Consider the following 21,192-nt stretch of genomic DNA (forward strand, 5'->3'; position numbering starts at 1 on the left):
TGGACCCGCGCGAAACACGTTGGCGTGAATGGTCAGAGTGCGGCGGCGCTCTGCTGTTCGATGTCGTGGAACTGCAGGCGGGCGAGCTTGGCGTAGAGGCCGCCCTCGGCGATCAGGCTCTGGTGGGTGCCCTCCTCGACGATTCGCCCCTCTTCCAGCACGAGGATGCGGTCGGCCTTCAGCACGGTTGCCAGCCGATGGGCGATGACCAGCGTGGTGCGGTTCTTCATCAGCCCGTCGAGCGCCTTCTGGACCAGCGTTTCGCTTTCCGCATCGAGCGCTGAGGTGGCTTCGTCGAGCAGCAGGACGGGGGCGTCTTTCAGGATGGCACGGGCAATCGCGATACGCTGGCGCTGGCCGCCCGAAAGGGTGATGCCCCGCTCGCCGGCCATGGTGTCGTAGCCGTTGTCCAGCTTCGAGATGAACTCGTCGGCCTGGGCGGCGATGGCCGCGGCACGGACCGCTTCGCGGCTGGCATCCGGCGCGCTGAAAGCGATGTTGTCGTGGATCGAGGCGGCGAAGATGGTCACGTCCTGGGGCACGATGGCGAGGCGGGAACGCAGTTCGGCAAGCCTTGCCTGGCGCAGATCGAGGCCGTCGAGCTTCACCGACCCGGCGGAGGGATCGTAGAAACGCAGCAGCAGCGAGAATAGCGTGCTCTTGCCGGCGCCGGAGGGACCGACGATCGCCACCGTTTCCCCTGATCTTACCCTGAAGGAGAGCGAGTTCAGCGTGATGGCGCTGACGCGGGCCGGATAGGCGAAGGAGACCTTTTCGAACTCGACCTCGCCACGCGGCGGGGAGGGGAGCGCGACCGGATTTTCGGCGTCGCGAATGGCCGGGACCTCGTACAGCAGCTCGGTCAGTCGCTCGGCGGCGCCGCCGGCCGACGAAAGCTCGCCCCAGACCTCCGAGAGCTGGCCGAGCGAGCTTGCGGCGATCACCGAGTAGAGCACGAACTGGCCGAGCGTGCCGGCGGTCATGGTGCCGGCCAGAACGCTCTGAGCGCCATACCAGAGCACGCCGACGATGCTGCCGAAAACGAGGAGGATGCCGAAACCGGTCAGCAGCGCGCGGGCCTTGATCGCGGCGCGGGCGGCGTCATAGGCGCTTTCCACAGTGCTGCCGTACCGGCCGTTTGCTGTCGTCTCGCCGCCAAAGGCCTGGACGGTGCGGGTGGCGCCGATCACTTCGGAGGCGAAGGCCGAGGTCTGGGCAAGCGTATCCTGGGCGGCGCGCGAACGCTTTCTGACCGAACGACCGAAACCGACCAGCGGAAAGACGATCAGCGGGATGGCGCCGAGCACCAGCGCGGACAGCCGCGGGCTGGTATAGATCATCATGCCCATCGCGCCGAGACAGAGAATGGTGTTGCGCAGCGCCTGGGAAGCTGCCGAACCGAAGGCCGACTTGATCTGGACCGTGTCCGCGGTCAGCCGCGAGACGATCTCGCCCGACTGGTTGACGTCGAAAAAGGACGGCGACAGCGACGTCACATGTGAAAACACCTCGCGGCGCAGGTCGGCCACGACCCGCTCACCGATGGTGATGACGTAATAGTAGCGCATGGCGCTGGCGACGGCGAGCAAGGAGGCCAGCGCCAGCAGCATGCCGAAATAGTTGTTGATGAAATGGCCATCGGAAGAGGCAAAGCCGTGGTCGACCATGCGACGCACGGCAAGCGGCAGAGCAAGCGTGGTTGCGGCGGCGAGCACGAGGAAAACGATTGCCGCGGCGACCATCGAACGATAACGGGCAAGATAGGGAATGAGCCTTGCAAGCGGTCTCAGGGCTTTGCCCCTCGGCTGGTTTTCTCGGGCGTCTGCCACGTCATCTCCATAGGCTCGAAAGGCTCATTTCTCGGCCTTACGGGTACTTGTACTTCCGGTGACCTTCCTGTATAGGCTCCGCATCCAATTGGGAAGCCGTGACCAGACCGGTCTACGGCTTCATTTATTAAAGAGGCCTCTCGCTCGCAATTGCGACAAATGGACCTCGCAGAGCAGGAATATCGACATGAAGGCTGGCATCCATCCGCAGTATCACGTGATCAAAGTGGTCATGACCGACGGCACCGAATACGAAACCCGCTCTACCTGGGGTTCGGAAGGCGCTACCATGAACCTGGAAATCGACCCGAACTCGCATCCGGCCTGGACCGGCGGCAACCAGCAGATGCTGGACCGCGGCGGCCGCGTTTCCAAGTTCAACAAGCGTTTCGGCGGCCTCGGCCTCTAATACGCTTCTTGGCGCCAAGAGTTACGAAGAGCCTGGCGGAAGCCGGGCTTTTTTCGTTTTGCGATGTTTGGCGGGGAGGAGCCGTTGAAAGAGCAATCCGATATTCCAGTCGCATCCCGGCGGATCGTGATCATGGGGAACGGCGGGTCCGGCAAGACTTGGCTGGCGCTAAGGCTGGCAGAGCCGCTTCGCCTGCCGCTCATTCACCTCGACGACGTGCATTGGGAGCCGGGTCGCTACGGGATTGCACGCGACAGGGGGGCGTGCACGAGGATGTCCGGGCGATAGCAGCGGGTGAGGCCTGGCTGATCGAAGGCGTCTACGGCCGCTACGTCGATATCGCCCTGTCGAGGACGACGGCGCTGGTCTGGCTTGATCTCAGCGAAGACGAGTGTGTGGCGAATATCCTGCGCCGCGGCATTCAGGGCGGCGGGAGCCGGACCGCGTTCGACGGGCTGGTCAAATGGGTGTCGGAATACAGAGTTCGAAAGAACAACTGGAATTCGTTCGACGTTCACCTGAAGCTTTTCGAGAGCTTCTCAGGCCAGAAGGCGCGGCTGACGAGCCGCGGCGAGATTGATGCCTTTATGGAGAGCTTCTTGCAGATGTCGGCCGATCACAATGGGTGGCTGAAAGCGGCGGCACAGCGGAGCCACCTTACGGCCGATGCGCTCGATGCCGTCATCGAGGCAGTGGAGCGTGCCGAGATGGACTCGAACATTCGAAGGCGTTGACCGAAAGGAAAAGGGCCGATGCTTGCGCACGGCCCTCTGGTTCGATCAGATGTATTTGCTTTGCGCGACGGCGATCAGTTGCCGAAGGCGGTGCGCAGCAGGTTGAGCTGGGCACGGACGCTGTTTTCGTTGTCCGGCAGGACGGCCGGGTCGGCCGGGCGATAGATCTCGCGGTCGAGAATGGCGACGCGGTTCTGGAGGCGCAGCGAACGTTCGACGAGGTCGCGGAAACCTTCCGGCAGGTCGAGCCAGCCCGGAGCGTTACGGTCGACGTTGAAGCCGTCGAGGCGGACCTTGCTCTTTTCCGACAGGACCTGTTCGCGGCTCATTTCGCCGTTGTTGACGGCGCGCTGCAGAAGCAGCCAGGAGGCCATCTGCATGAGGCGGGTAGTCAGCCGCATGGACTCGGCCGCGTAGAGAACCGATGCCATGCGCGGCAGAACCTTCGAAGCGGCGCGGCCCGTACCGTCGAGATAGCTCGCGGTCTCCTCGACCAGCGACATACCTTCGGAGTAGAGCGCCTTGAACTGCGAAGACGCAGCGGCACGGCCTGCAAAACTTACGGTATTCAATCCCTGTTCGGACATCGAAATCATCCTGCTCAACGCAATCACATTCAGGCAATGACAACGGCGGGTAAAAGTTCCCATGCCGTTCTGACTGACTTGAAGATGATACTTATAATGGAAATCCGCAAGGCGTTTCTTAAGGAAAGGTTAATACCCACAAGAAGTGGTAAACAACGGCCATGTTCCTGAAATGAGACGCATTTTGGCGTCCAATACAACAGTTCGTTTCTGTGGGAAAGTCGCCTGAAGCCGTTGCAACGACGGTATCGAAGGCAAAGAGCCTGAGCCGGACCGGCGCGGCCATAAAAAAAAGAGCCGCGGAAAGGCGGCTCTCAAGGTAAAACAGGGAGAAATCAGACCATTCGCCGAATGGTGAAACTGTCTGAGTCCAGGAAACCTGAACGTCTTTATATTCTCCGATGATGATTAATATAGTCTTAATATTAAGGGGAAATACTTAAAATAATCGGCAGGCAGCGACGTTCAGGAACGGAACAGACTGTCGGCTGCGCGCCGGCCTGCGGCCTTTGCCTCCTTCTCGGCCTCCAACCGGACGATCTCCTGCCGCAGCAGATCGATTCGCGATTCGAGCTCGTCCACAGACAGCATGGAGAGGTCGCTGCCGAGTTCGTGGGTGGTGGGTTTCTTCGGTCGTTCATCGTCGATGAAGCTCATGATGCCTCCTTTCCGGCACTGGTTTCCGGCCTGACATTATCCGGCGTCGAGCTGCCGGTCTTGGCGCGCGGGTCGAGCGACAGGCTCTCGGGCGTGGCAAGCGGCGAGGTCGAAGCCGGCGCGGTCGTGTAGGCGTCGCGGTCGGCGATCGGAATCGGCGCCCGCTGGCGGCTGCGGATGATAGCATAGACGGCCACCAGAAGATGCGCCCCGGTCGTCACCGCAAACAGCGCATGCGGGCCAGCCCAGGTCATCACCGGGCCGCCGAGCGTCGGACCGATGATCGTGCCGATGCCGTAGAGCAGAAGCAGGCCGCCGGAGACCTTCACGAAGTCCTCGGGGGCTGCGAAGTCGTTGGCGTGAGCGACGGCGATCGGATAGAGCGCGTTGGCAGCGGCCCCGTAGATCGCCACCAGCACAACGATCTCATAGGTGCCTGAGGGCCGGATTGCGACGATTGCCAGGCCTGAAAGGGCTGCTGCGGCCGAAAGGCCGGCAAGCACGTGGCGGCGGTCCATCCTGTCCGACAGCCGACCCGCCGGAAACTGCATGATTGCTCCCGCGAAGAGCGTGATGCTGACCATCGCCGCCACCGCGCCCTGGTCGAGCCCCGCTCGCGTGCCGAAGACCGCGCCGAGCGTGCCGTAGGCGCCGTTGGCGACGCCGATCAGCAGGATGCCGATGCAGGAGATCGGTGAATTGCGGAAGAGGCCGCGCAGATCGAGGCGGGCGCGTTTCAGCGGCTGCGGCGAGGCGGCCTTGGACAGCGTCGTCGGCAGCGCGGCAAGGCTGTAGAAAATGCCGCAGATCATGAACAGCGTCGGCGTCGCGATATCCGCGAACGGCACCATCAACTGACCGCCCACGACACCGAAAAGAGTGATCGAGATATAGAACGAAAAGATCGTTCCGCGGCTTTCGCTGGTGGCGCGCTCGTTCAGCCAGCTTTCGATGATCATCGATGTGCCGGCGGTGCAGAAACCGGTGATGGCGCGCAGCACCAGCCAGGTATTCTGGTCGACCATCAGCCCGGTCAGCAGCACGTTGAGGCAGATCAGCGACAGGAAGCCGGAAAAGGCGCGGACATGGCCGATGCGGCGCACCACGTTGGGCGCCACGAAGCAGCCGATGACGAAGCCGGAGGCCCATGTGGTGCCGAGCAGGCCGAGCACTTCGTTGGAATAACCTTCCTGCGCGCCCCGCACCGGCAGAAGCAGGCTCTGCAGGCCGTTGCCGAGGAAGAGGAGAAGCGTACCGCAAAGGAGGGCGAGGATTGGAAGGAGGTTTCGTCTCATCTTTGCACTGTCAGCTCTTTGCGCGAATGCGATCAATCACGGCTCCGCAGGCAAGCATTGTTGCATGCTGATGAACCGGGCGTTAACGAAAGCGAAGCGGATTACCTATTCCCCGAATCCCCTCCACATCTATCTGTGGTGGAGCGCAAAAATGTCCAGCCTATGGCGGATAAGATCGGCAAGACCAAATGACAAAGACAATCGCGGTTCTTCTGATCTTCGCCATGCTGGTGCAGATCATCAAGCCGCTCAATCTCCCGGGCTTGAGGCGCCGGGGAGATTTCTGGAAGCTGGCGATCGTCGCCTTTGCGGTCTGGAGCGCAGCGCTGATCCTGCGCGAATTCACCACTCTCTAGACGTCGATCGAGCCGCGCATGACGGGCACGCAGCGGCCGGTGATGGTGACGTCGGTGACGGTTCCGGCCGCCTTCACCACATCAAGCTCGATAATGCTGCGACGACCCATCTCGACGCCCTGTTCTATCGTCAGATGCACCTGGGCGTCCTTCTCCGGCGCACGCGTTACCAGGAAGGCGGAGAGGGCGGCTGAGGCGCTGCCGGTCGCCGGATCCTCCATGATGTCGTCGAGCGGCGCAAACATGCGGGCGCGGAGGTTCCAGGGTTCTTCCTGGCTGCGGACATAGAGGAAGATCGGAAAGTCGCCATCGGCGCCCTGGTGTTTTGCGGCTGCCTTGTGGAACGCCGTGATGTTCGGGCGGGCGGCGGCGAGAGCTTCGAGACCATCGAGTTCGGCGATCGCGAAGGCGAGGCCGACCGAGGCGAAGACCGGCCTGTGGGCGGTGGTGCGCACATGTTTTGCATCGATCGAAATGCAGTCGGAAATCAGGCCTGGCTCGATCTCGGCGCCGATTTCCAGTGGTCTCGGTGCGCGGATCGTAGCGCCGATCACACCGGCTGTTTCCCGCAACAGCCGGATTTCCACCAGGCCGGCGATTTCCTCGAATCGGAACGTATCGGCGACGGGCCTGCCGAAAAGTTCGCGCCGCTGACCGAGCACGTAGGCGGTGCCGACATTGGGGTGGCCGGCAAAGGGAATTTCCATTGTCGGGGTGAAGATGCGGACCCGCGCGCTGTTTTCAGGGTTTTCCGGCGGCAGGACGAAGGTGCTTTCGGCATAACCGAATTCGACTGCGATCTTCTGCATCTGCCGGTCGGTGAGTCCGCGCGCATCCGGCACCACGGCGAGCGGGTTGCCGGCGAAACGCTCGGTCGTGAAAACATCGACGGTGACGAAATCGGCGGTCGGCATGGCGAAACCCTCCAGATGCGATGCCGGATTTAAAGCCTCATCGACCTTCCTGACCAGCCAATGTTTTTGATCGCGTCATCAACGGAATGAAAGCGGCCGGCATCATCGGCTCAGGTAAGGCCGTGGTCACGCATCGCCTTCTCCTCGTCGCCGGTGATATAGGCGAAGATCCTCGGGTCGCCATCGGCGATCGTCACCAGATAGAAGTTGGTGAACCGCACATTGCCGGCTTCGCCCGCCTTGTTGACGTAGGAAAAATCCCACCCGACTTCCGCAAGCGCATGAAGATCGTTGAGGCAGCTGATCCTGACGCCGGTAATGTCCATCCGCTTGCCGCCGGCATCGCGATATCGGGCGAAGCCTTGCGGGATCACTTCACGAAATGCCGCGTCATTGGCTCCACCGAACACCGCCTGCGGTGTCGAGCCGACGAAATAGGCGGCGAAGAACGCCGCGACGCCGGAGACATCCACCGACGCCGCGTCCTTCAGGGCATCATTGCTGGTCCGGCCGTATTCGTCGAAAAGCCTTCGGACCTTTTCTTCAATTTCCGTCATGGGCAACCTCCATCATGCAATGAACGTTGTTTTGCCCGTTCGGTTCAAGTTCGCTTCAAGGTCGCAGCAAACAGAAAGGCCGCTCCGTTTCCGGAGCGGCCCTCTTCCTCCTCCTTGAAAAGGCGCTCCTCAAGCGGCCTTTTCGAGATCTTCCGTATCAGGACTTGTTGACGCTTGCGGCGTAGATCTGATCGATGGTTGCGGCCAGGCTCGCATTGAAGTCTGCGTCACTCATCGAGGCGCGGAGGTTTTCCGCCAGAGCGCGCGAGAAACTCGCGATCATGCCGTGGTTGTGGCTGAGCTTTTCGCAGGCTTCCGCGGTGCTGTAGCCGCCGGAAAGGGCGACGACGCGGACGACCGATTTGTGGGCGGTCAAGGGAGCGTAGAAATCGGCGACCGTCGGGATCGTCAGTTTGAGCATGACGGTCTCGCCCGCGGGAAGCTTGTCGAGCTGCTGTGCGATCTCGTCGCGCAAGATCGCTTCGGCCTGTTCCTTTGTCGGGCTCTTGATGGAAACTTCAGGCTCGATGATCGGCATGAGGCCCTGGCCGATGATCTGACGGGCAACCTGGAACTGCTGCTCCACGACGGCAGCGATGCCGGCCTTGTCGGCATGGGCGATCACCGACCGCATCTTGGTCCCGAATATCCCCTTTTCACGACCGCGGATCAGAAGAGTATCCAGATCGGGCATCGACTTCATCGTCTGAACGCCGTTTTCCTCGGCGTTGAGACCCTTGTCGACTTTGAGAAAGGGGACGACGCCGCGCTTTTCCCAGAGATAGGAGGGAACAGGCTCACCATCGACGTCGCCATCCATGGTTCGCTCGAACAGGATCGCGCCGAGAACCTTGTCGCCTGTAAAGGCGGGCGCGCTCATGATGCGGACGCGCATGGCGTGGATCAGGCGGAACATCTCCTCGTCCCCCTGGTAGTCGGACTCGGACACGCCATAAAGACGCAATGCTCCGGGTGTTGAACCACCGCTCTGATCCAGCGCCGCGATGAATCCGGGCGCAGAACTCATCTTGTCCAACATCTTCGCGTCCACCATACTACACTCCTGTCCCTAAGTTGGCGCAAAACGCGCTCGTCTCTCCCAAGCTGTCAGTCGCGGATAACAGAAGTTATTTTAAAGGGAAATCCTGCGGTAAGCTATTGAAACGATTGAAATGCTTTCAATCGTTTAAAACATCTAAAATTTTTTAAACCAGTTAACTCGGGAGCGCGCCGCCCTATATGGAACGCGCTCCCTTTCAGGAAACTGATCGATCAGGCGGCCTTGATCAGCACCGAGACGCCGGGCAGATCCTTGCCTTCCATCCATTCGAGGAACGCGCCGCCGGCGGTCGAGACGTAGGAGAAGTCGTCGGCAGCGCCAGCATGGTTGAGGGCTGCGACCGTATCGCCGCCGCCTGCCACCGAGGTGAGCTTGCCGGCCCTGGTCTGCTCTGCCGCATGTTTGGCGGCAGCGACCGTCGCCTTGTCGAACGGCTCGATCTCGAAGGCGCCGAGCGGGCCGTTCCAGACAAGCGTCGAAGCCTTGGAGATCCATTCGTTGACGGCTGCCACCGACTTCGGTCCGACGTCGAGCATCATGGCGTCAGCTGGGATCTTGTCGATATCGACCACTTCGTTGGCAGCACCTGCCTTGAACTCGCGGGCGACGACGCCATCGACCGGCAGCACGATAGCGCAGTTGGAGGCTTCGGCTTCTGCCATGATCTTGCGGGCAGTCTCGGCTAGGTCATGCTCGCAGAGCGATTTGCCGACATCGATGCCCTGTGCGGCGATGAACGTGTTGGCCATGCCGCCGCCGATCACCAGCGCGTCGACCCGTTTCACGAGGTTCTGAAGCAGGTCGATCTTGGTGGAGACCTTGGCGCCCCCGACGATCGCGACGACCGGGCGGGCGGGATTGCCGAGGCCCTTTTCGAGCGCTTCGAGTTCTTCCTGCATGGTACGACCGGCATAGGCGGGCAGGTGATGGGCGAGGCCCTCGGTCGAGGCATGGGCGCGGTGGGCGGCGGAGAAGGCGTCGTTGACGAAGATATCGCCGTTCTTGGCGAGCGCCTCGGTGAAGCCCGGGTCGTTCTTTTCCTCACCCTTGTGGAAACGGGTGTTTTCAAGCAGCAGGATATCGCCGTTCTTCATGCCGGCGATCGCCTGTTCGGCTTCCGGGCCGATGCAATCGGAGGCGAAGAGGATCTTGTGGCCGAGGACCTGGTTGACGGCGGAGACGATCAGCGACAGCGACATGTCGGCGACCGGCTCGCCCTTCGGGCGGCCGAAATGGGCAAGCAGGATGACCTTGGCACCCTTCTTCGACAATTCCAGAATGGTCGGGGCGACGCGCTCGATGCGGGTCGCGTCGGTGACCTTGCCGTCGGCGACGGGAACGTTGAGATCGACGCGCACGAGGACGCGCTTGGCTGCGATATCGGTGAGGTCGTCAAGGGTTTTGAAGGCCGGCATGATGCTAATCCATTTACTCGGAAAGTTCGTAGCGGACCTTACTATGCCTGACCGGCGACGCAAGGCGATTGGTCGCAACCATTGCCATTCCGTCTGTCGCGGAGACACTGCATGCCGATTCTACCGCGATAACGCAGCGGGTGGAGGATTTTATTTGAGCTTTCGCTACTCTACGCCGGCCCCTCGGGCGGCACGGCGCCCGGCTTTACCGGCACGTTCTTGCCCCGGTATCTGCGGACCAGATCGCGGACGCGGTGGGCGATCTCGCGCATGTTGATGAAGATCGGCAGATTGGTCGCCGGCTCCACGGGTTCCAGCGAAATGCCGATGCTGCGGACATGTTCGTGCTCGTCGAGTTCGCGCACGATCAGGATGATCGAGCCGAAGCGGATGCGGTCGGCATAATCCGCCCGGCCGCCGAGCCGCGAGGTGATCAGGTCGCCGACGGTCATGTTCTGCTCGTTGGCGGAGAGCAGGCCGGGACCGTAAGCCGCGTCCAGCTCCTTGGCGGGCCTCGTCGGCGAGATCGCGAAGGCGCCGAAAAATTCCGCATCGTCCTCATCGACCGGCACCTGGCTTGCGAAGATGCGGTCGAGCAGTTTCGAATAGGCGGGCGAGATGAACAGGTAGACCTGGTCGTTTTCCTTCAGCCGGCCGGCATATTGGTAACGCATGCTGCGGCCGTCGCGGATGACCAGCGACGGCATGGCCCAGCGGGGGATGCGCTCGCCCTGCAGGATCGGGCTGCCCTTCATGACGCGGTAGGAGATCAGCTCGTGATGGGCGGTGCCCGGCAGGTCGAGCTCGATCTTATCGACGGCGCCGATGCGCGGCGGAATGATGAGACCGAGCTTGTGGGCGACCGGCTTGATCGTCCAGCCCTGGACGAGGAGGGAGACCAGTACGATGATGAAGGTGACGTTGAAGAAGAGCTGGCCGTTCTCGACGCCGCTCAAGACCGGCATGATCGCAAGCAGGATGGAGACGGCGCCGCGCAGGCCGACCCAGGCGAGGAAGCTGGTCTCCTGCTGGGTGAAATCATAGGGCAGCAGGCTCAGCCACACCGCGATCGGCCGGGCGACGAAGATCAGGAAGAGCGCCAGCCCGATCGCCGGCAGAAGGATGGCCGGGAATTGCGACGGCGTGGCGAGCAGGCCGAGCACCAGGAACATGATGATCTGCGCAAGCCAGGTCAGCCCTTCGTTGAAACGGATGATCTGGGGTTTTGCGAACATCTTGCGATTGCCGGAATAGATGCCGGCCACATAGACCGCCAGAAAACCGCTGCCGCCCATGGCGCCGGTGAAGGAAAAGACCAGCAGGGCGAGCGTCAGCACGAAGATCGGCGCGAGGCCCCGGTCGGAGGTGAAGCGGTTCAGCACCCAGACGATCATCATGCCGCCGAACAGGCCGCAAATCACGCCGAGCCCCATTTCCTCGACGAACAGGAAAAGGAAGTGCAGGTCGAGGCCGGAAAGGCCTTGGCCGGTCGCCAGAAGTTCGGCGAGTGCGATGGTCAGGAAGATCGCCATCGGATCGTTGGTGCCGGACTCGACTTCGAGCGTAGAGCGCACCTTGTCGCGGATGTTGATGCCGCTGACGCGCAACAGGAAAAAGACCGCGGCGGCATCCGTCGAAGCGACGATCGAACCCAGCAGCAGGCCTTCGAGCCAGTTGAAGTTGAGAAGGATCATCGCGCCGAGGGCGAAGATGCCGGTCGTCAGCAGCACCCCGACCGATGCAAGCGTGATCGCCGGCGCCGCGGCAAGGCGGAACGAGTGGATAGGGGTCATGAAGCCGGAATCGAACAGCACGATCGCCAGCGCCAGCGAGCCCAACATGAAGGTGAAGGAATAGTTCTCGAATTGGATGCCGAGGCCGTCGACGCCGGCGAGCAGGCCGATCGACAGGAAGATCAGCAGCAGGGGAGCACCGAAGCGGAAGGCAAGGAGGCTCGAAAGGGCAGCCGCCAGCACCAGGACCGTGCCGACCAGCAGGACGATATAAAAAGCCTCCACCTAAAAGTCCCTTCCTTCGCACCTCTCGCCGACACCATCCCCGTCCGCAGCTCCGGTACCGGAACTGTGCCACGCCGCAACGCGGCCATGCAAGAATGGGGCAGATCCCGGCCGAGGGCCAGGCGAATCGACTGATCGATTAGGCGGGAACAATTCCGGCAAGAGAAGGGCAGGGGATAAAAAAGACGGACCCGTGCCTTGGTGCCGACGGCTTTCCAAAGATCGGAGAGCCCACACGAATGCGGAACCTTATTTTGTTTGATATGTGTGGCTCCGCATTCGCGTGGCCTTCGGCGTTCTTTCGAGGCTTCCGGCCTCTACAGGTGATCATCTCGCCTCGCTGCGTGGCTTTATTCGCGCCCATCCTTTCGGGACAGGCCTGCCACTTGCACGGCTCAACCGAACCGGACATGGCTGTCCGGGGGAGGCTTGATAGGAAGGTTTTCATCTCCCATGGCTTTCACCTCTCCCACCATCGCCGCACGTTACGGTTCCGATGAAAGCGCCGGCTCCCGCCTGCCCGCGAACGTCTCGCGAAACACTCCGGCGACGGAAGCGGGAGGATTGTAGGCATGGTGGCGAGGGGCGGGGAACGTCGAGGGTGAAAAAATTTGGCGGTGGGTCGTAATGCGGAACTTTGCTTTGGGTCCTCGGAAGCGAAGATGTCGATGACCGCTCTCGTTCCGAAGCGATTCTTGATAGGGAGGAAAGGCAGCTCTGCGCCCCCAGCTCTGCCGTTCAGGCGCTAGACAGTCGATCCCATAACCGACCGGTCGTTCAGGAGCAATCAGCAGATTGTCGGCCGCTTATAGGAGTTTTTTGCCGCTGTTCCTGCCGCAATCTCTAGAAGACTGCTTCAGTTAATTGTGAATCTCGAACGGGCCGCTCGTACTGCTCCGTCCGGTATCTAAACTGAAAATATCGCTCACCATGGGTGACAGGTGAGGATCGGCTTCGTGGCAGCGGTAGGTTGTACCCACGAGGGTGATGTGCTCAACTTGCGGGGTCTACGGAGGGGCACAACTTGCGTATCCAACAAATCAAGATTGATCGATGGCGGCATTTCGAGGGCGTATCATTTGTTCTCCCAGACGCGGCTCCGATCATCTGTATCGTCGGCGGTAATGGGACCGGCAAAAGTCAGATACTCGAACTAATCGCTGCGTGCGCGCAGCGTATAGGCCTTACGCCCGGTACTGAGAGCCCGCGTGCCAACCCCTTTGGGGAGAATGCTGCCTTCGAGGTAAGTTTTTTCGTTGCCCCGCAAACGATTCCCAATGTGGATGATGACGTACAAGCTTATCCTGAGCCGCTTCAACACGATTACACCGCTTGGGATAGAACGTTAGTTGTTCGCAGTCGGACGGATCAAGGTAGCGATATAGTTGCCGGTGGCGTTCCCTCGGGACGCTCCAGCGAATTCGCGCACCACATCATCCAGATCATTCAGCAAAGTGCGTCGGTCCATTACCTGTCCCTCGACGCAGATCGAGCCTATCCCAAGGTCCAGATTGCCGCTCACCAGCTAACCGAGGTTTATGATAGAGATTGGGGCGACGCTACGAACAAGCAGAGTTCCTTTAGAATAACCCGAAACCTCTATGATGAATGGTTTAGGTTTCTGATTGGGCGCGAGAATCAGGAAAACAATAAGCATGTTCAAGCGATTCGAATTGCAAGGAACTCCGGTGCGCCCGAGCCAGTGTTCGCTGATCAGTTTGAAACCTATAAAAATGCTGTGAGAAAGGTGCTTCCACACCTACTGTTTGTCGGTATCGACCCTCAGACACGGCAAATTCGGTTCGATTCGACCGGAATACCACTGACGTTTGATCAACTTAGTGGCGGTGAACGTGAGATAGCCTTTCTTGTGGGGCAGATTCAACGGTTTGGGCTGAAGCGGGGGTTGCTTCTGGTGGATGAGCCGGAGCTCCATCTAAACTACGATTTGCTAAGAGCATGGATAGGCTTCCTCAAAGATAGCGTAGAAGCAGGCCAGATTTGGCTGGCTACCCATTCGTTAGAGGTGGTGGAAGTGACGGGGCAGGATGCTACAGTCATCCTAAGCCGCGACGAGAAGACCCGCCGCGTAACAAGTGCGGCACCACTTAGCGAGCAGCCGGTTATTGCTACTCTCTCACGAGCGATCGGGTCGCCCGCATTTTCGATATCCAACTTGGCTTTTGTCATGATCGAGGGCGCGGAAGAGATCGGCGAGCGCGAGCGATTTAGGTTGTTATGTGACCTCCCCCCACACGTTCGCTTCCTCGAAGCAGGGTCGTGCAAGGAAGTCGTTCGTAGGATCGAAGGCCTAAAGGACCTAGCAACGGCATCGGACCAGGGAATTCGTATTGGTGGAGTGATCGATAGGGACTGGCGGACGAAGGCTGAGCGAGAAAACCTGGTAAACCAAGGGCTGCACGTGCTGGAGGTCCACGAGGTTGAGAACTTCTTTCTGCATCCACCAACTTTGACAGATTGGCTTCCGGCTATCGGCAAGGATCCAGAGCAAGTGCAGTCGTTGCTTCTTACGGCGGCAGATCGCCGGGCAGGTGCTTGGATATTCGACGCAGCAAGGACTGACCGAAAGTTTCGAGAGTATCCCGAACCATCGAAAGCAGTCCGAGAACTGGTGCACAACCTAGCATGGCCGGACTTCGGTCAACTGGAAGAGAGGTGTGCAGCGATAGCGAATGCCCATGGCGGCCTAAGTGACGCAGATAGGGTTGCACTTGAGAAGCATCTGGTGACGCGCGCTCGCATTTACTCACGCATGAGGGAAAGTGAAGATCTCTGGAAAGTATGCGAGGGAAAGGAGATTTTCCGATCAATTTTGCCGCACCTGGGACTTGCCGACGGGGCCGCAGCAGAACGCGCGATAACTACTCTGTGGGTGCGAAAGCCAGAGCTAGTCCCAAGCGAGCTGCAATCTCTTCGAAGGTATATCCAAAACCTGTGAGTGTCGAAATTAAAAAACCCCTCCCTTGCGGGGAGGGGGCGCTATCTTGCCGATGCCGCCCGAAGGCAGCGTCTGTGATCCTTAGATGAGCTTGGCAAACGCGACGGCCGTGTCGGCCATGCGGTTCGAGAAGCCCCATTCGTTGTCGTACCAGGACAGGATGCGGACGAAGTTGCCTTCGAGCACCTTGGTCTGGTCGATCGCGAAGATCGACGAGTGGCTGTCGTGGTTGAAGTCGCGGGAAACGAGCGGTTCTTCGGTGTAACCGAGGATGCCCTTCAGGGCGCCGTTGGACGCGGACTTGATCGCTTCGTTGACTTCGGCAACCGTGGTCGTCTTCTTGGCGACGAACTTGAAGTCGACGACCGAGACGTTCGGGGTGGGCACGCGGATCGAGGTGCCGTCGAGCTTGCCCTTGAGGTGCGGAAGCACCAGGCCGACAGCCTTGGCGGCACCGGTCGAGGTCGGGATCATCGAGAGCGCTGCCGCGCGGGCGCGATAGAGGTCCTTGTGCATCGTGTCGAGGGTCGGCTGGTCACCCGTGTAGGAGTGGATCGTGGTCATGAAGCCGTGATCGATGCCGATCGCGTCGTCCAGAACCTTGACGACCGGAACCAGGCAGTTGGTGGTGCAGGACGCGTTGGAGATGACCAGGTGTTCCTTGGTCAGCTGGTCGTGGTTGACACCGAAGACGACGGTGAGGTCGGCACCATCGGCCGGGGCCGAGACGATGACGCGCTTGGCGCCGGCGGTCAGGTGCAGGGCAGCCTTGTCGCGGGCGGTGAAGATGCCCGTGCATTCGAGCGCGATATCGACGCCGAGTTCGCGGTGCGGCAGGGTCGCAGGATCCTTGATCGCGGTCACCTTGATCGGCTTGCCGCCGCCGACGATGATCGTGTCGCCGCTGACTTCGACGCTTGCCGGGAACTTACCGTGGATCGAGTCGTAACGCAGCAGGTGGGCGTTGGTCTCGACCGGGCCGAGGTCGTTGATGGCAACGACCTCGATATCGGTGCGGCCGGATTCGACGATTGCTCGCAGCACGTTGCGGCCGATGCGGCCGAAACCGTTGATGGCAACCTTGACAGTCATTTCACATACTCCGCTTTTAGTTTGTCCTGGTAGTTCAGTTGGTTCAGGCGAGCTCTTTTTCGGCTGCGGCAACAACCGCTTCCGCGGTGATGCCGAAGTGCTTGAAGAGATCCTTGGCAGGGCCGGAGGCACCGAAGGACTTCATGCCGATGAAAGTGCCCTTCGGACCGATGAAGTGATCCCAGCCCTCGCGCACGCCGGCTTCGACGGCGATCTTGACCGGCGAATTGCCGATCACCGCGGTCTGGTAGGATTCCGGCTGGTCGAAGAAGAGTTCGACGCAGGGGACGGACACGACGCGCGTCGCAATGCCCTTGCCATCGAGGACGCCTTGCGCCTTCAGCGCCAGTTCGACTTCCGAACCGGACGCGAAGATCGTCACCTTGGCATCGGCGGCCGAGACGAGCTCGTAGGCGCCCTGGGCGCAGAGGTTCTTCTCTTCGTAGGTCTTGCGGGCCGGCGCCAGGTTCTGGCGGGTGAGCGCCAGGCCGGACGGGCGGTGCTTTTCCTTGAGCGCCAGCTGCCAGCATTCGGCCGTCTCGGTCTCGTCGGCCGGGCGGAAGATCAAGAGGTTCGGGATGGCGCGCAGTGCGGCGACCTGTTCGACCGGCTGATGGGTCGGGCCGTCTTCGCCGACGCCGATCGAATCATGCGTCCAGACGTGCACGACGCGGATGCCCATCAGGGCTGCGAGGCGGACGGACGGACGGCAGTAATCCGAGAAGATCAGGAAGCCGCCGGAATAGGGGATCAGGCCGCCATGCAGCGAGATGCCGTTCATGGCAGCGGCCATCGCATGTTCGCGGATGCCCCAGTGCATGTAGCGGCCGGAGAAGTCGGTCGGGGTGATCGACTTCATCTGGCTGGTCTTGGTGTTGTTCGACGGCGTCAGGTCGGCCGAGCCGCCGAGCGTTTCGATGACGATGCCGTTGATGACTTCGAGCGCGTCCTCGGAGGCCTTGCGGGTCGCGACGGTCGGGTTGTTCTCGGCGATCTTCTTCTTGAAGGCGTCGATGGCGCTGTCGAAATTGCCCGGCAGGTCGCCGGCGAAGCGGCGCACGAATTCGGCCTTCTTGCCGGTTTCGGTCGAAGCCAGGCGATCCTCCCAATCCTTGCGGGTCTTGGTGGAGCGCAGGCCTGCGAGGCGCCATGCATCGAGAACGTCGGCCGGAACGCTGAAGGCTTCCGCCTCCCAGTTCAGCGCCTTACGGGCTGCGGCGATTTCCTCGGCGCCGAGCGGCGAACCGTGGACCTTGTGGGTGCCCTGCTTGTTCGGGGCGCCGAAGCCGATGATCGTCTTGGCTGCGATGAAGGTCGGGCGGTCGGACTTCTGGGCGGCTTCGATGGCCGCCGAAATCTGGTCGACGTCATGGCCGTCGATCTCGATCGTGTTCCAGTGGGCGGACTTGAAGCGCATCACCTGGTCGGTCGAGTCCGACAGCGAGACGGCGCCGTCGATGGTGATCGAGTTGTTGTCCCAGAAGAGCACGAGCTTGTTGAGCTTCAGGTGGCCGGCAAGCGCGATCGCTTCCTGGCTGATGCCTTCCATCAGGCAGCCGTCGCCGCACAGCGCGTAGGTGAAATGGTTCTGCAGGTCGGAGCCGAATTCCTCTTCCAGCTTGCGCTCGGCGATCGCCATGCCGACGGCGTTGGCAATGCCCTGGCCGAGCGGACCGGTGGTGGTCTCGATGCCCGATGCATGGCCGTATTCCGGATGGCCGGCGGTCTTGGAGCCGAGCTGGCGGAACTGCTTGATGTCCTCCATCGTCATGTCCTCGTAACCGGTGAGGAACAGCAGCGAATAAAGGAGCATGGAACCGTGGCCGGCGGACAGCACGAAACGGTCGCGGTCCGGCCAGAGCGGGTTCTTCGGGTCGAATTTCAAAAAGCGGGTAAAGAGGACGGTCGCGATATCGGCAGCGCCCATCGGCAGGCCGGGATGGCCGGAATTGGCCTTCTCTACAGCATCCATGGCAAGGAATCGGATCGCGTTCGCCATCCGGTTATGTTTGTCGAGAGAGGTCATGGCTAATCCGCTTTTTACGGGTGTCGGTCACGGTCCTCGTGGGACCACTTGAAGGGCGGCCCAGGGACCACCTAAGAGCGGGTGATCCTTAGCAGGTGCAACGCACAAGTCAACAAAAGCGCCGTCTTTACGAGCGGGTGATGACGAACTTTCCTGCAGCTGCCTGAATTGCGTGCAGCATGTGGGCAGCATGTGGCGAGAGGCAGAAACATAGGTGACGATCCACAGTTAGGACACGTTTGAAGGGCCTGGATTGATTGACCGGCTTGCGGGCGGTGAATAGTCTTCCGCCCTTGTTGGAGAGGCCGATCGTATCGATTCGGCGCATTTCGCGTATCGACAGGAAGCTTCGCATGCCGTCGGAAAAGACGATCGACATGGTGATTTCGGAACTCAGGGCGGCGATCGGCGGTCTGGAGAGCGCCGTCGATGCGCGTATCGAGCGCCAGCGCGAAACCCAGGACGTGGAAGGCGAGGTCCGCCGCGTGCACGCGGACCGGGCACGGCTGGCGCAGGAGCTCGACCAGTCGCAATTCCGCGCCAATCGACTGGAAGAAGTCAACCGTGAGGTCTCCCGGCGCCTGGTGACGGCTATGGAAACCATCCGCGCCGTGCTCGACCGCTGATGCAGGATCAAGAGGGAACGCCATGGCCCAGGTAACGGTAATGATCGACGGCAAGGCCTATCGCATGGCCTGCGAGGAAGGACAGGAAGACCACCTGACCGAACTCGCCGACCGGTTCGACCGTTATGTCGGGCACCTCAAAGGCCAGTTCGGCGAGATCGGCGATCTGCGCATCACCGTCATGGCCGGCATCATGATCATGGATGAGCTTTCGGAGATGACCCGCAAGCTCGGCCTGCTCGAGGCGGAGGTCACATCGCTCAAGTCCAACCGCGACGGCGCGCTCGAAACCCAGCAACGCAACGAGCAGCAGGTGGTGTCGGCGCTCGGCGAACTCGCCTCCCGGCTCGACGGGCTGACCGCCAAGCTCAACGGCCGGATGCCGGCGCAGGTGAACTGATCCAAGGTCGATAATAAAGGTTTTCCGCCACTGGTGCGGACCGACAATCGAACATATATTGGCGATGCGATCTGCGCCTCACGACAGGAACCACAATCCCTGGGGCCATACTCGATCCAAAGGGAGCTGTCCCTGGCCAGGCCCGTGGGCTTGGACACACGGCGCCCACCTACGTTTGTAGGCACCCAGGATCGTAAACATCCATCGGTTGCCGCGGATCGCACTTATTCCTCCTCCGATTTCGGGTGTTACCCGATCAGCCGCCTTCGTGCGGGCGGATGTATTTAAGAAAATTCTAATTTATTTACCATGCCGCGGACTTGGCGCGGCCTGATCGCCGTTTGCGCAAGGTCCTTAATCCTCTTTTCAAACGACGGCTCTATCGTCCCGGCATGCGTATCAACGAGATCACCAACTGGGCCTATGGCGTCACGGTCGTCCTGACCGCGCTGTCGGGCACTGCCTTCATGCTATCTGCCGGGAGCGCCAATCAGGAGCGGATCGCCGTCGAGGAGCACCTTTCCCTCGATGAACTTTCCGAGGGGTTGGCGCTTGGCGCGGAAGTGCGCACAGATGAAGCCCGGCTCTACGTGATGCGCGGCGAGGACCGCCACCTTCAGGCGTTCCGGCGCAAGGAGGCCGAAGAACAGGGGCTCGAACAGGCCATCAAGGATATCAAGGCGCTCGGTGCCTCGGATGCCGAGTTTGCCGCGCTGGTCGAGGTGGGGGAGGACGCAGACGCTCTCGACCAGCTCGAGAACGCCGCCATTACCGCTTACCAGAATGGCGACCGGGCCGGGGCGCAGGAGGCGTTGTTCGGCCCCGAGCATGACCGCCTGCAGACCGGGCTGCTCGAAACCGTCACCCGGTTCCGGGAACTGGTAAAGGCGCGAACCGAGACAGCGGTCGCGCTTGCGCAGTCTCGCAGCGACTGGTGGGGTCTTGCGGCAAAGACGATGCTTGCCGTCACCGCAGCACTTTTCCTCGGCGTCCTCTATTTCGTGCTCAAGCGCCGCGTCGCCATGCCGCTTACCCGCATGACCGGCATCGTCACCCGGCTTGCCCGCCAGGACTATGCCGTGGAAGTGCCGCTCGACCGCCGGCGGGACGAGATCGGCGAGATGAACCAGGCAATCCACATCTTCCGCGAAAACGGGTTGGAGCGGGACCGTCTCGACGCCGAACGGCGCGCCGACCAGCTGACCAAGGATTTCATCCTGCAGATGATGCACCGTCTGCAGGCCTGCCAGACGCAAGGCGAGCTGGCGGATGTCGTCTCGCGCTTTGCGCCGCAGATATTCCCGAACCTCGCAGGCCAGCTCTATGTGCTGAACGACAGCCGAACGATGCTCACCGAGATTGGCTCTTGGCTCGACCCGCAGCTTTCGGCCACGTCCTTCCCGACCGGCGCCTGCTGGGGATTGCGCCGCGGGCGGCCGCACCTGAGCAATCACGGCCACGGCGACATTCCCTGCCAACACCTCGGCGAAAGCGAAGCCGCAGGGCTCTGCATCCCTTTGACGGCGCAGGGGGATACGATCGGCCTTCTTTATTTCGAAGAGCGCCCGGATCACGACATGGCGGCGGAAAGCTCCCGTCTCTATCTCGAGCTGATCGCCGAGAATATCGGCCTTGCGGTGGCCAACCTGCAGCTCCGCGACAGGTTGACGAACCTTGCGGTGCGAGATGCGCTGACCGGCCTGCTCAACCGCCGCCGCCTCGACGAGACGCTCGCCCGCCATGGGCGCGACCATGCGGACCGGCCGCTTGCCTGCCTGATGATGGATATCGACCGGTTCAAGCGCTTCAATGACGAGTTCGGGCACGATTCGGGCGACATCGTCATGCAGTACGTGGCGCAGATGATGCTCGACACCGTCGGCGAGGCAGGGACCTGCCATCGCTTCGGCGGCGAGGAATTCACGATACTCCTGCCGGACGCGACGGAGGCCGCCGCCTTCGCGCTTGCCGAACGCCTGCGGCAGAAGATCGCGACCACGCCGCTTTCGCATGGCGGTCGCATTCTCGGTCTCGTCTCCGTTTCGATCGGCGTCGCAGGCTCACCAGCCGGGGGGGCGGTATCGACGCTCGTCACGCGGGCGGACGCAGCCCTCCTGGAAGCCAAGGCAGGCGGGCGGAACCAGACCGTGCTTGCGGGCGCGGTGAAGCTCGCGGATCAGGCCAGCCGCAATTCGGCTTGAACGGATCGCGGAGAAAACCGCCCTGAGCGACGCCGGCTGCTGATCGACCTTTCTCCG

At 61.3% G+C, this 21,192-nt stretch carries 18 protein-coding genes and 1 other RNA gene; 8 read left to right on the forward strand and 11 right to left on the reverse strand.

The window, feature by feature from the left end:
* Window positions 1-32: 32 nt before the first annotated feature.
* Complete coding sequence (locus tag C5L10_RS04210) at window positions 33-1,829, reverse strand: ABC transporter transmembrane domain-containing protein (protein WP_105428637.1); 1,797 nt, start codon at window positions 1,827-1,829, stop codon at window positions 33-35.
* Window positions 1,830-2,016: 187 nt separating this feature from the next.
* Between C5L10_RS04210 and rpmE the strand changes: the two genes are divergently transcribed.
* Both rpmE and C5L10_RS34135 read left to right on the forward strand, forming a co-directional pair.
* Window positions 2,017-2,238 (forward strand): 50S ribosomal protein L31, encoded by a 222-nt coding sequence (rpmE, locus tag C5L10_RS04215; protein WP_038589408.1) that lies wholly within the window; start codon window positions 2,017-2,019, stop codon window positions 2,236-2,238.
* A 263-nt stretch (window positions 2,239-2,501) separates the two neighbouring features.
* Complete coding sequence (locus C5L10_RS34135; RefSeq protein WP_205837018.1) at window positions 2,502-2,972, forward strand: hypothetical protein; 471 nt, start codon at window positions 2,502-2,504, stop codon at window positions 2,970-2,972.
* A gap of 74 nt (window positions 2,973-3,046) precedes the next feature.
* Here C5L10_RS34135 and C5L10_RS04225 read toward each other — a convergent pair whose 3' ends face one another.
* The 3 genes from C5L10_RS04225 to C5L10_RS04235 form a co-directional block, all read right to left on the reverse strand.
* Entirely contained in the window at window positions 3,047-3,559 is a 513-nt protein-coding gene (locus C5L10_RS04225) for a DUF1465 family protein (protein ID WP_046607855.1), read from the reverse strand.
* Between the two features lie 465 nt (window positions 3,560-4,024).
* Window positions 4,025-4,216: a DUF1192 domain-containing protein gene (locus C5L10_RS04230; RefSeq protein WP_046666813.1), complete on the reverse strand. Its 192-nt coding sequence runs from the start codon at window positions 4,214-4,216 to the stop codon at window positions 4,025-4,027.
* Window positions 4,213-5,511, reverse strand: coding sequence for an MFS transporter (locus C5L10_RS04235; protein ID WP_105428638.1), 1,299 nt, complete (start codon window positions 5,509-5,511; stop codon window positions 4,213-4,215). The genes C5L10_RS04230 and C5L10_RS04235 overlap by 4 nt, the downstream gene beginning before the upstream one ends.
* Before the next feature lie 188 nt (window positions 5,512-5,699).
* Between C5L10_RS04235 and C5L10_RS33515 the strand changes: the two genes are divergently transcribed.
* Complete coding sequence (locus C5L10_RS33515) at window positions 5,700-5,867, forward strand: hypothetical protein (protein WP_172716904.1); 168 nt, start codon at window positions 5,700-5,702, stop codon at window positions 5,865-5,867.
* Here C5L10_RS33515 and C5L10_RS04240 read toward each other — a convergent pair.
* The 5 genes from C5L10_RS04240 to C5L10_RS04260 all read right to left on the reverse strand — a co-directional run bounded on the left by C5L10_RS04240 (window position 5,864) and on the right by C5L10_RS04260 (window position 11,831).
* The gene (locus tag C5L10_RS04240) at window positions 5,864-6,781 is read right to left on the reverse strand and encodes a PhzF family phenazine biosynthesis protein (protein WP_105428639.1); all 918 of its coding nucleotides are present in this window, start codon (window positions 6,779-6,781) and stop codon (window positions 5,864-5,866) included. The genes C5L10_RS33515 and C5L10_RS04240 overlap by 4 nt on opposite strands.
* A 110-nt stretch (window positions 6,782-6,891) precedes the next feature.
* Window positions 6,892-7,338 carry a hypothetical protein gene (locus C5L10_RS04245; RefSeq protein ID WP_105428640.1) on the reverse strand — a complete coding sequence of 149 codons (447 nt, stop codon included), beginning with the start codon at window positions 7,336-7,338 and terminating at the stop codon, window positions 6,892-6,894.
* A gap of 157 nt (window positions 7,339-7,495) precedes the next feature.
* Window positions 7,496-8,392, reverse strand: a complete 897-nt coding sequence (locus C5L10_RS04250) for a fructose bisphosphate aldolase (protein ID WP_046666806.1) — start codon at window positions 8,390-8,392, stop codon at window positions 7,496-7,498.
* 218 nt (window positions 8,393-8,610) lie between these two features.
* Entirely contained in the window at window positions 8,611-9,813 is a 1,203-nt protein-coding gene (gene pgk / locus C5L10_RS04255) for a phosphoglycerate kinase (protein WP_105428641.1), read from the reverse strand.
* A gap of 170 nt (window positions 9,814-9,983) precedes the next feature.
* The gene (locus C5L10_RS04260) at window positions 9,984-11,831 is read right to left on the reverse strand and encodes a potassium/proton antiporter (RefSeq protein WP_105428642.1); all 1,848 of its coding nucleotides are present in this window, start codon (window positions 11,829-11,831) and stop codon (window positions 9,984-9,986) included.
* A gap of 1,024 nt (window positions 11,832-12,855) precedes the next feature.
* Between C5L10_RS04260 and C5L10_RS04265 the strand changes: the two genes are divergently transcribed.
* A complete protein-coding gene (locus tag C5L10_RS04265) occupies window positions 12,856-14,790 on the forward strand; it encodes an ATP-binding protein (protein ID WP_105428643.1) in 1,935 nt (644 codons plus the stop codon).
* Window positions 14,791-14,871: 81 nt separating this feature from the next.
* On the opposite strand, the gene gap is transcribed toward C5L10_RS04265, so the two are convergent.
* Entirely contained in the window at window positions 14,872-15,882 is a 1,011-nt protein-coding gene (gene gap / locus C5L10_RS04270) for a type I glyceraldehyde-3-phosphate dehydrogenase (protein ID WP_105428644.1), read from the reverse strand.
* A gap of 43 nt (window positions 15,883-15,925) precedes the next feature.
* The gene (gene tkt, locus C5L10_RS04275) at window positions 15,926-17,908 is read right to left on the reverse strand and encodes a transketolase (protein ID WP_046666800.1); all 1,983 of its coding nucleotides are present in this window, start codon (window positions 17,906-17,908) and stop codon (window positions 15,926-15,928) included.
* A gap of 353 nt (window positions 17,909-18,261) precedes the next feature.
* Here tkt and C5L10_RS04285 point away from each other — a divergent pair, with 353 nt between their 5' ends.
* From C5L10_RS04285 to C5L10_RS04300, 4 genes are all read left to right on the forward strand, one after another.
* The gene (locus C5L10_RS04285) at window positions 18,262-18,534 is read left to right on the forward strand and encodes a DUF4164 domain-containing protein (RefSeq protein WP_038589375.1); all 273 of its coding nucleotides are present in this window, start codon (window positions 18,262-18,264) and stop codon (window positions 18,532-18,534) included.
* A 22-nt stretch (window positions 18,535-18,556) separates the two neighbouring features.
* Window positions 18,557-18,934, forward strand: a complete 378-nt coding sequence (locus C5L10_RS04290) for a cell division protein ZapA (protein WP_105428645.1) — start codon at window positions 18,557-18,559, stop codon at window positions 18,932-18,934.
* A 65-nt stretch (window positions 18,935-18,999) separates the two neighbouring features.
* A non-coding RNA gene (ssrS, locus tag C5L10_RS04295) (6S RNA) lies at window positions 19,000-19,158 on the forward strand.
* Between the two features lie 168 nt (window positions 19,159-19,326).
* Complete coding sequence (locus C5L10_RS04300) at window positions 19,327-21,135, forward strand: diguanylate cyclase (RefSeq protein WP_105428694.1); 1,809 nt, start codon at window positions 19,327-19,329, stop codon at window positions 21,133-21,135.
* Window positions 21,136-21,192: the final 57 nt, after the last annotated feature.

This window comes from Neorhizobium sp. T6_25 (assembly GCF_002968555.1).
In the GTDB taxonomy this organism is placed as follows: Bacteria; Pseudomonadota; Alphaproteobacteria; order Rhizobiales; family Rhizobiaceae; genus Neorhizobium.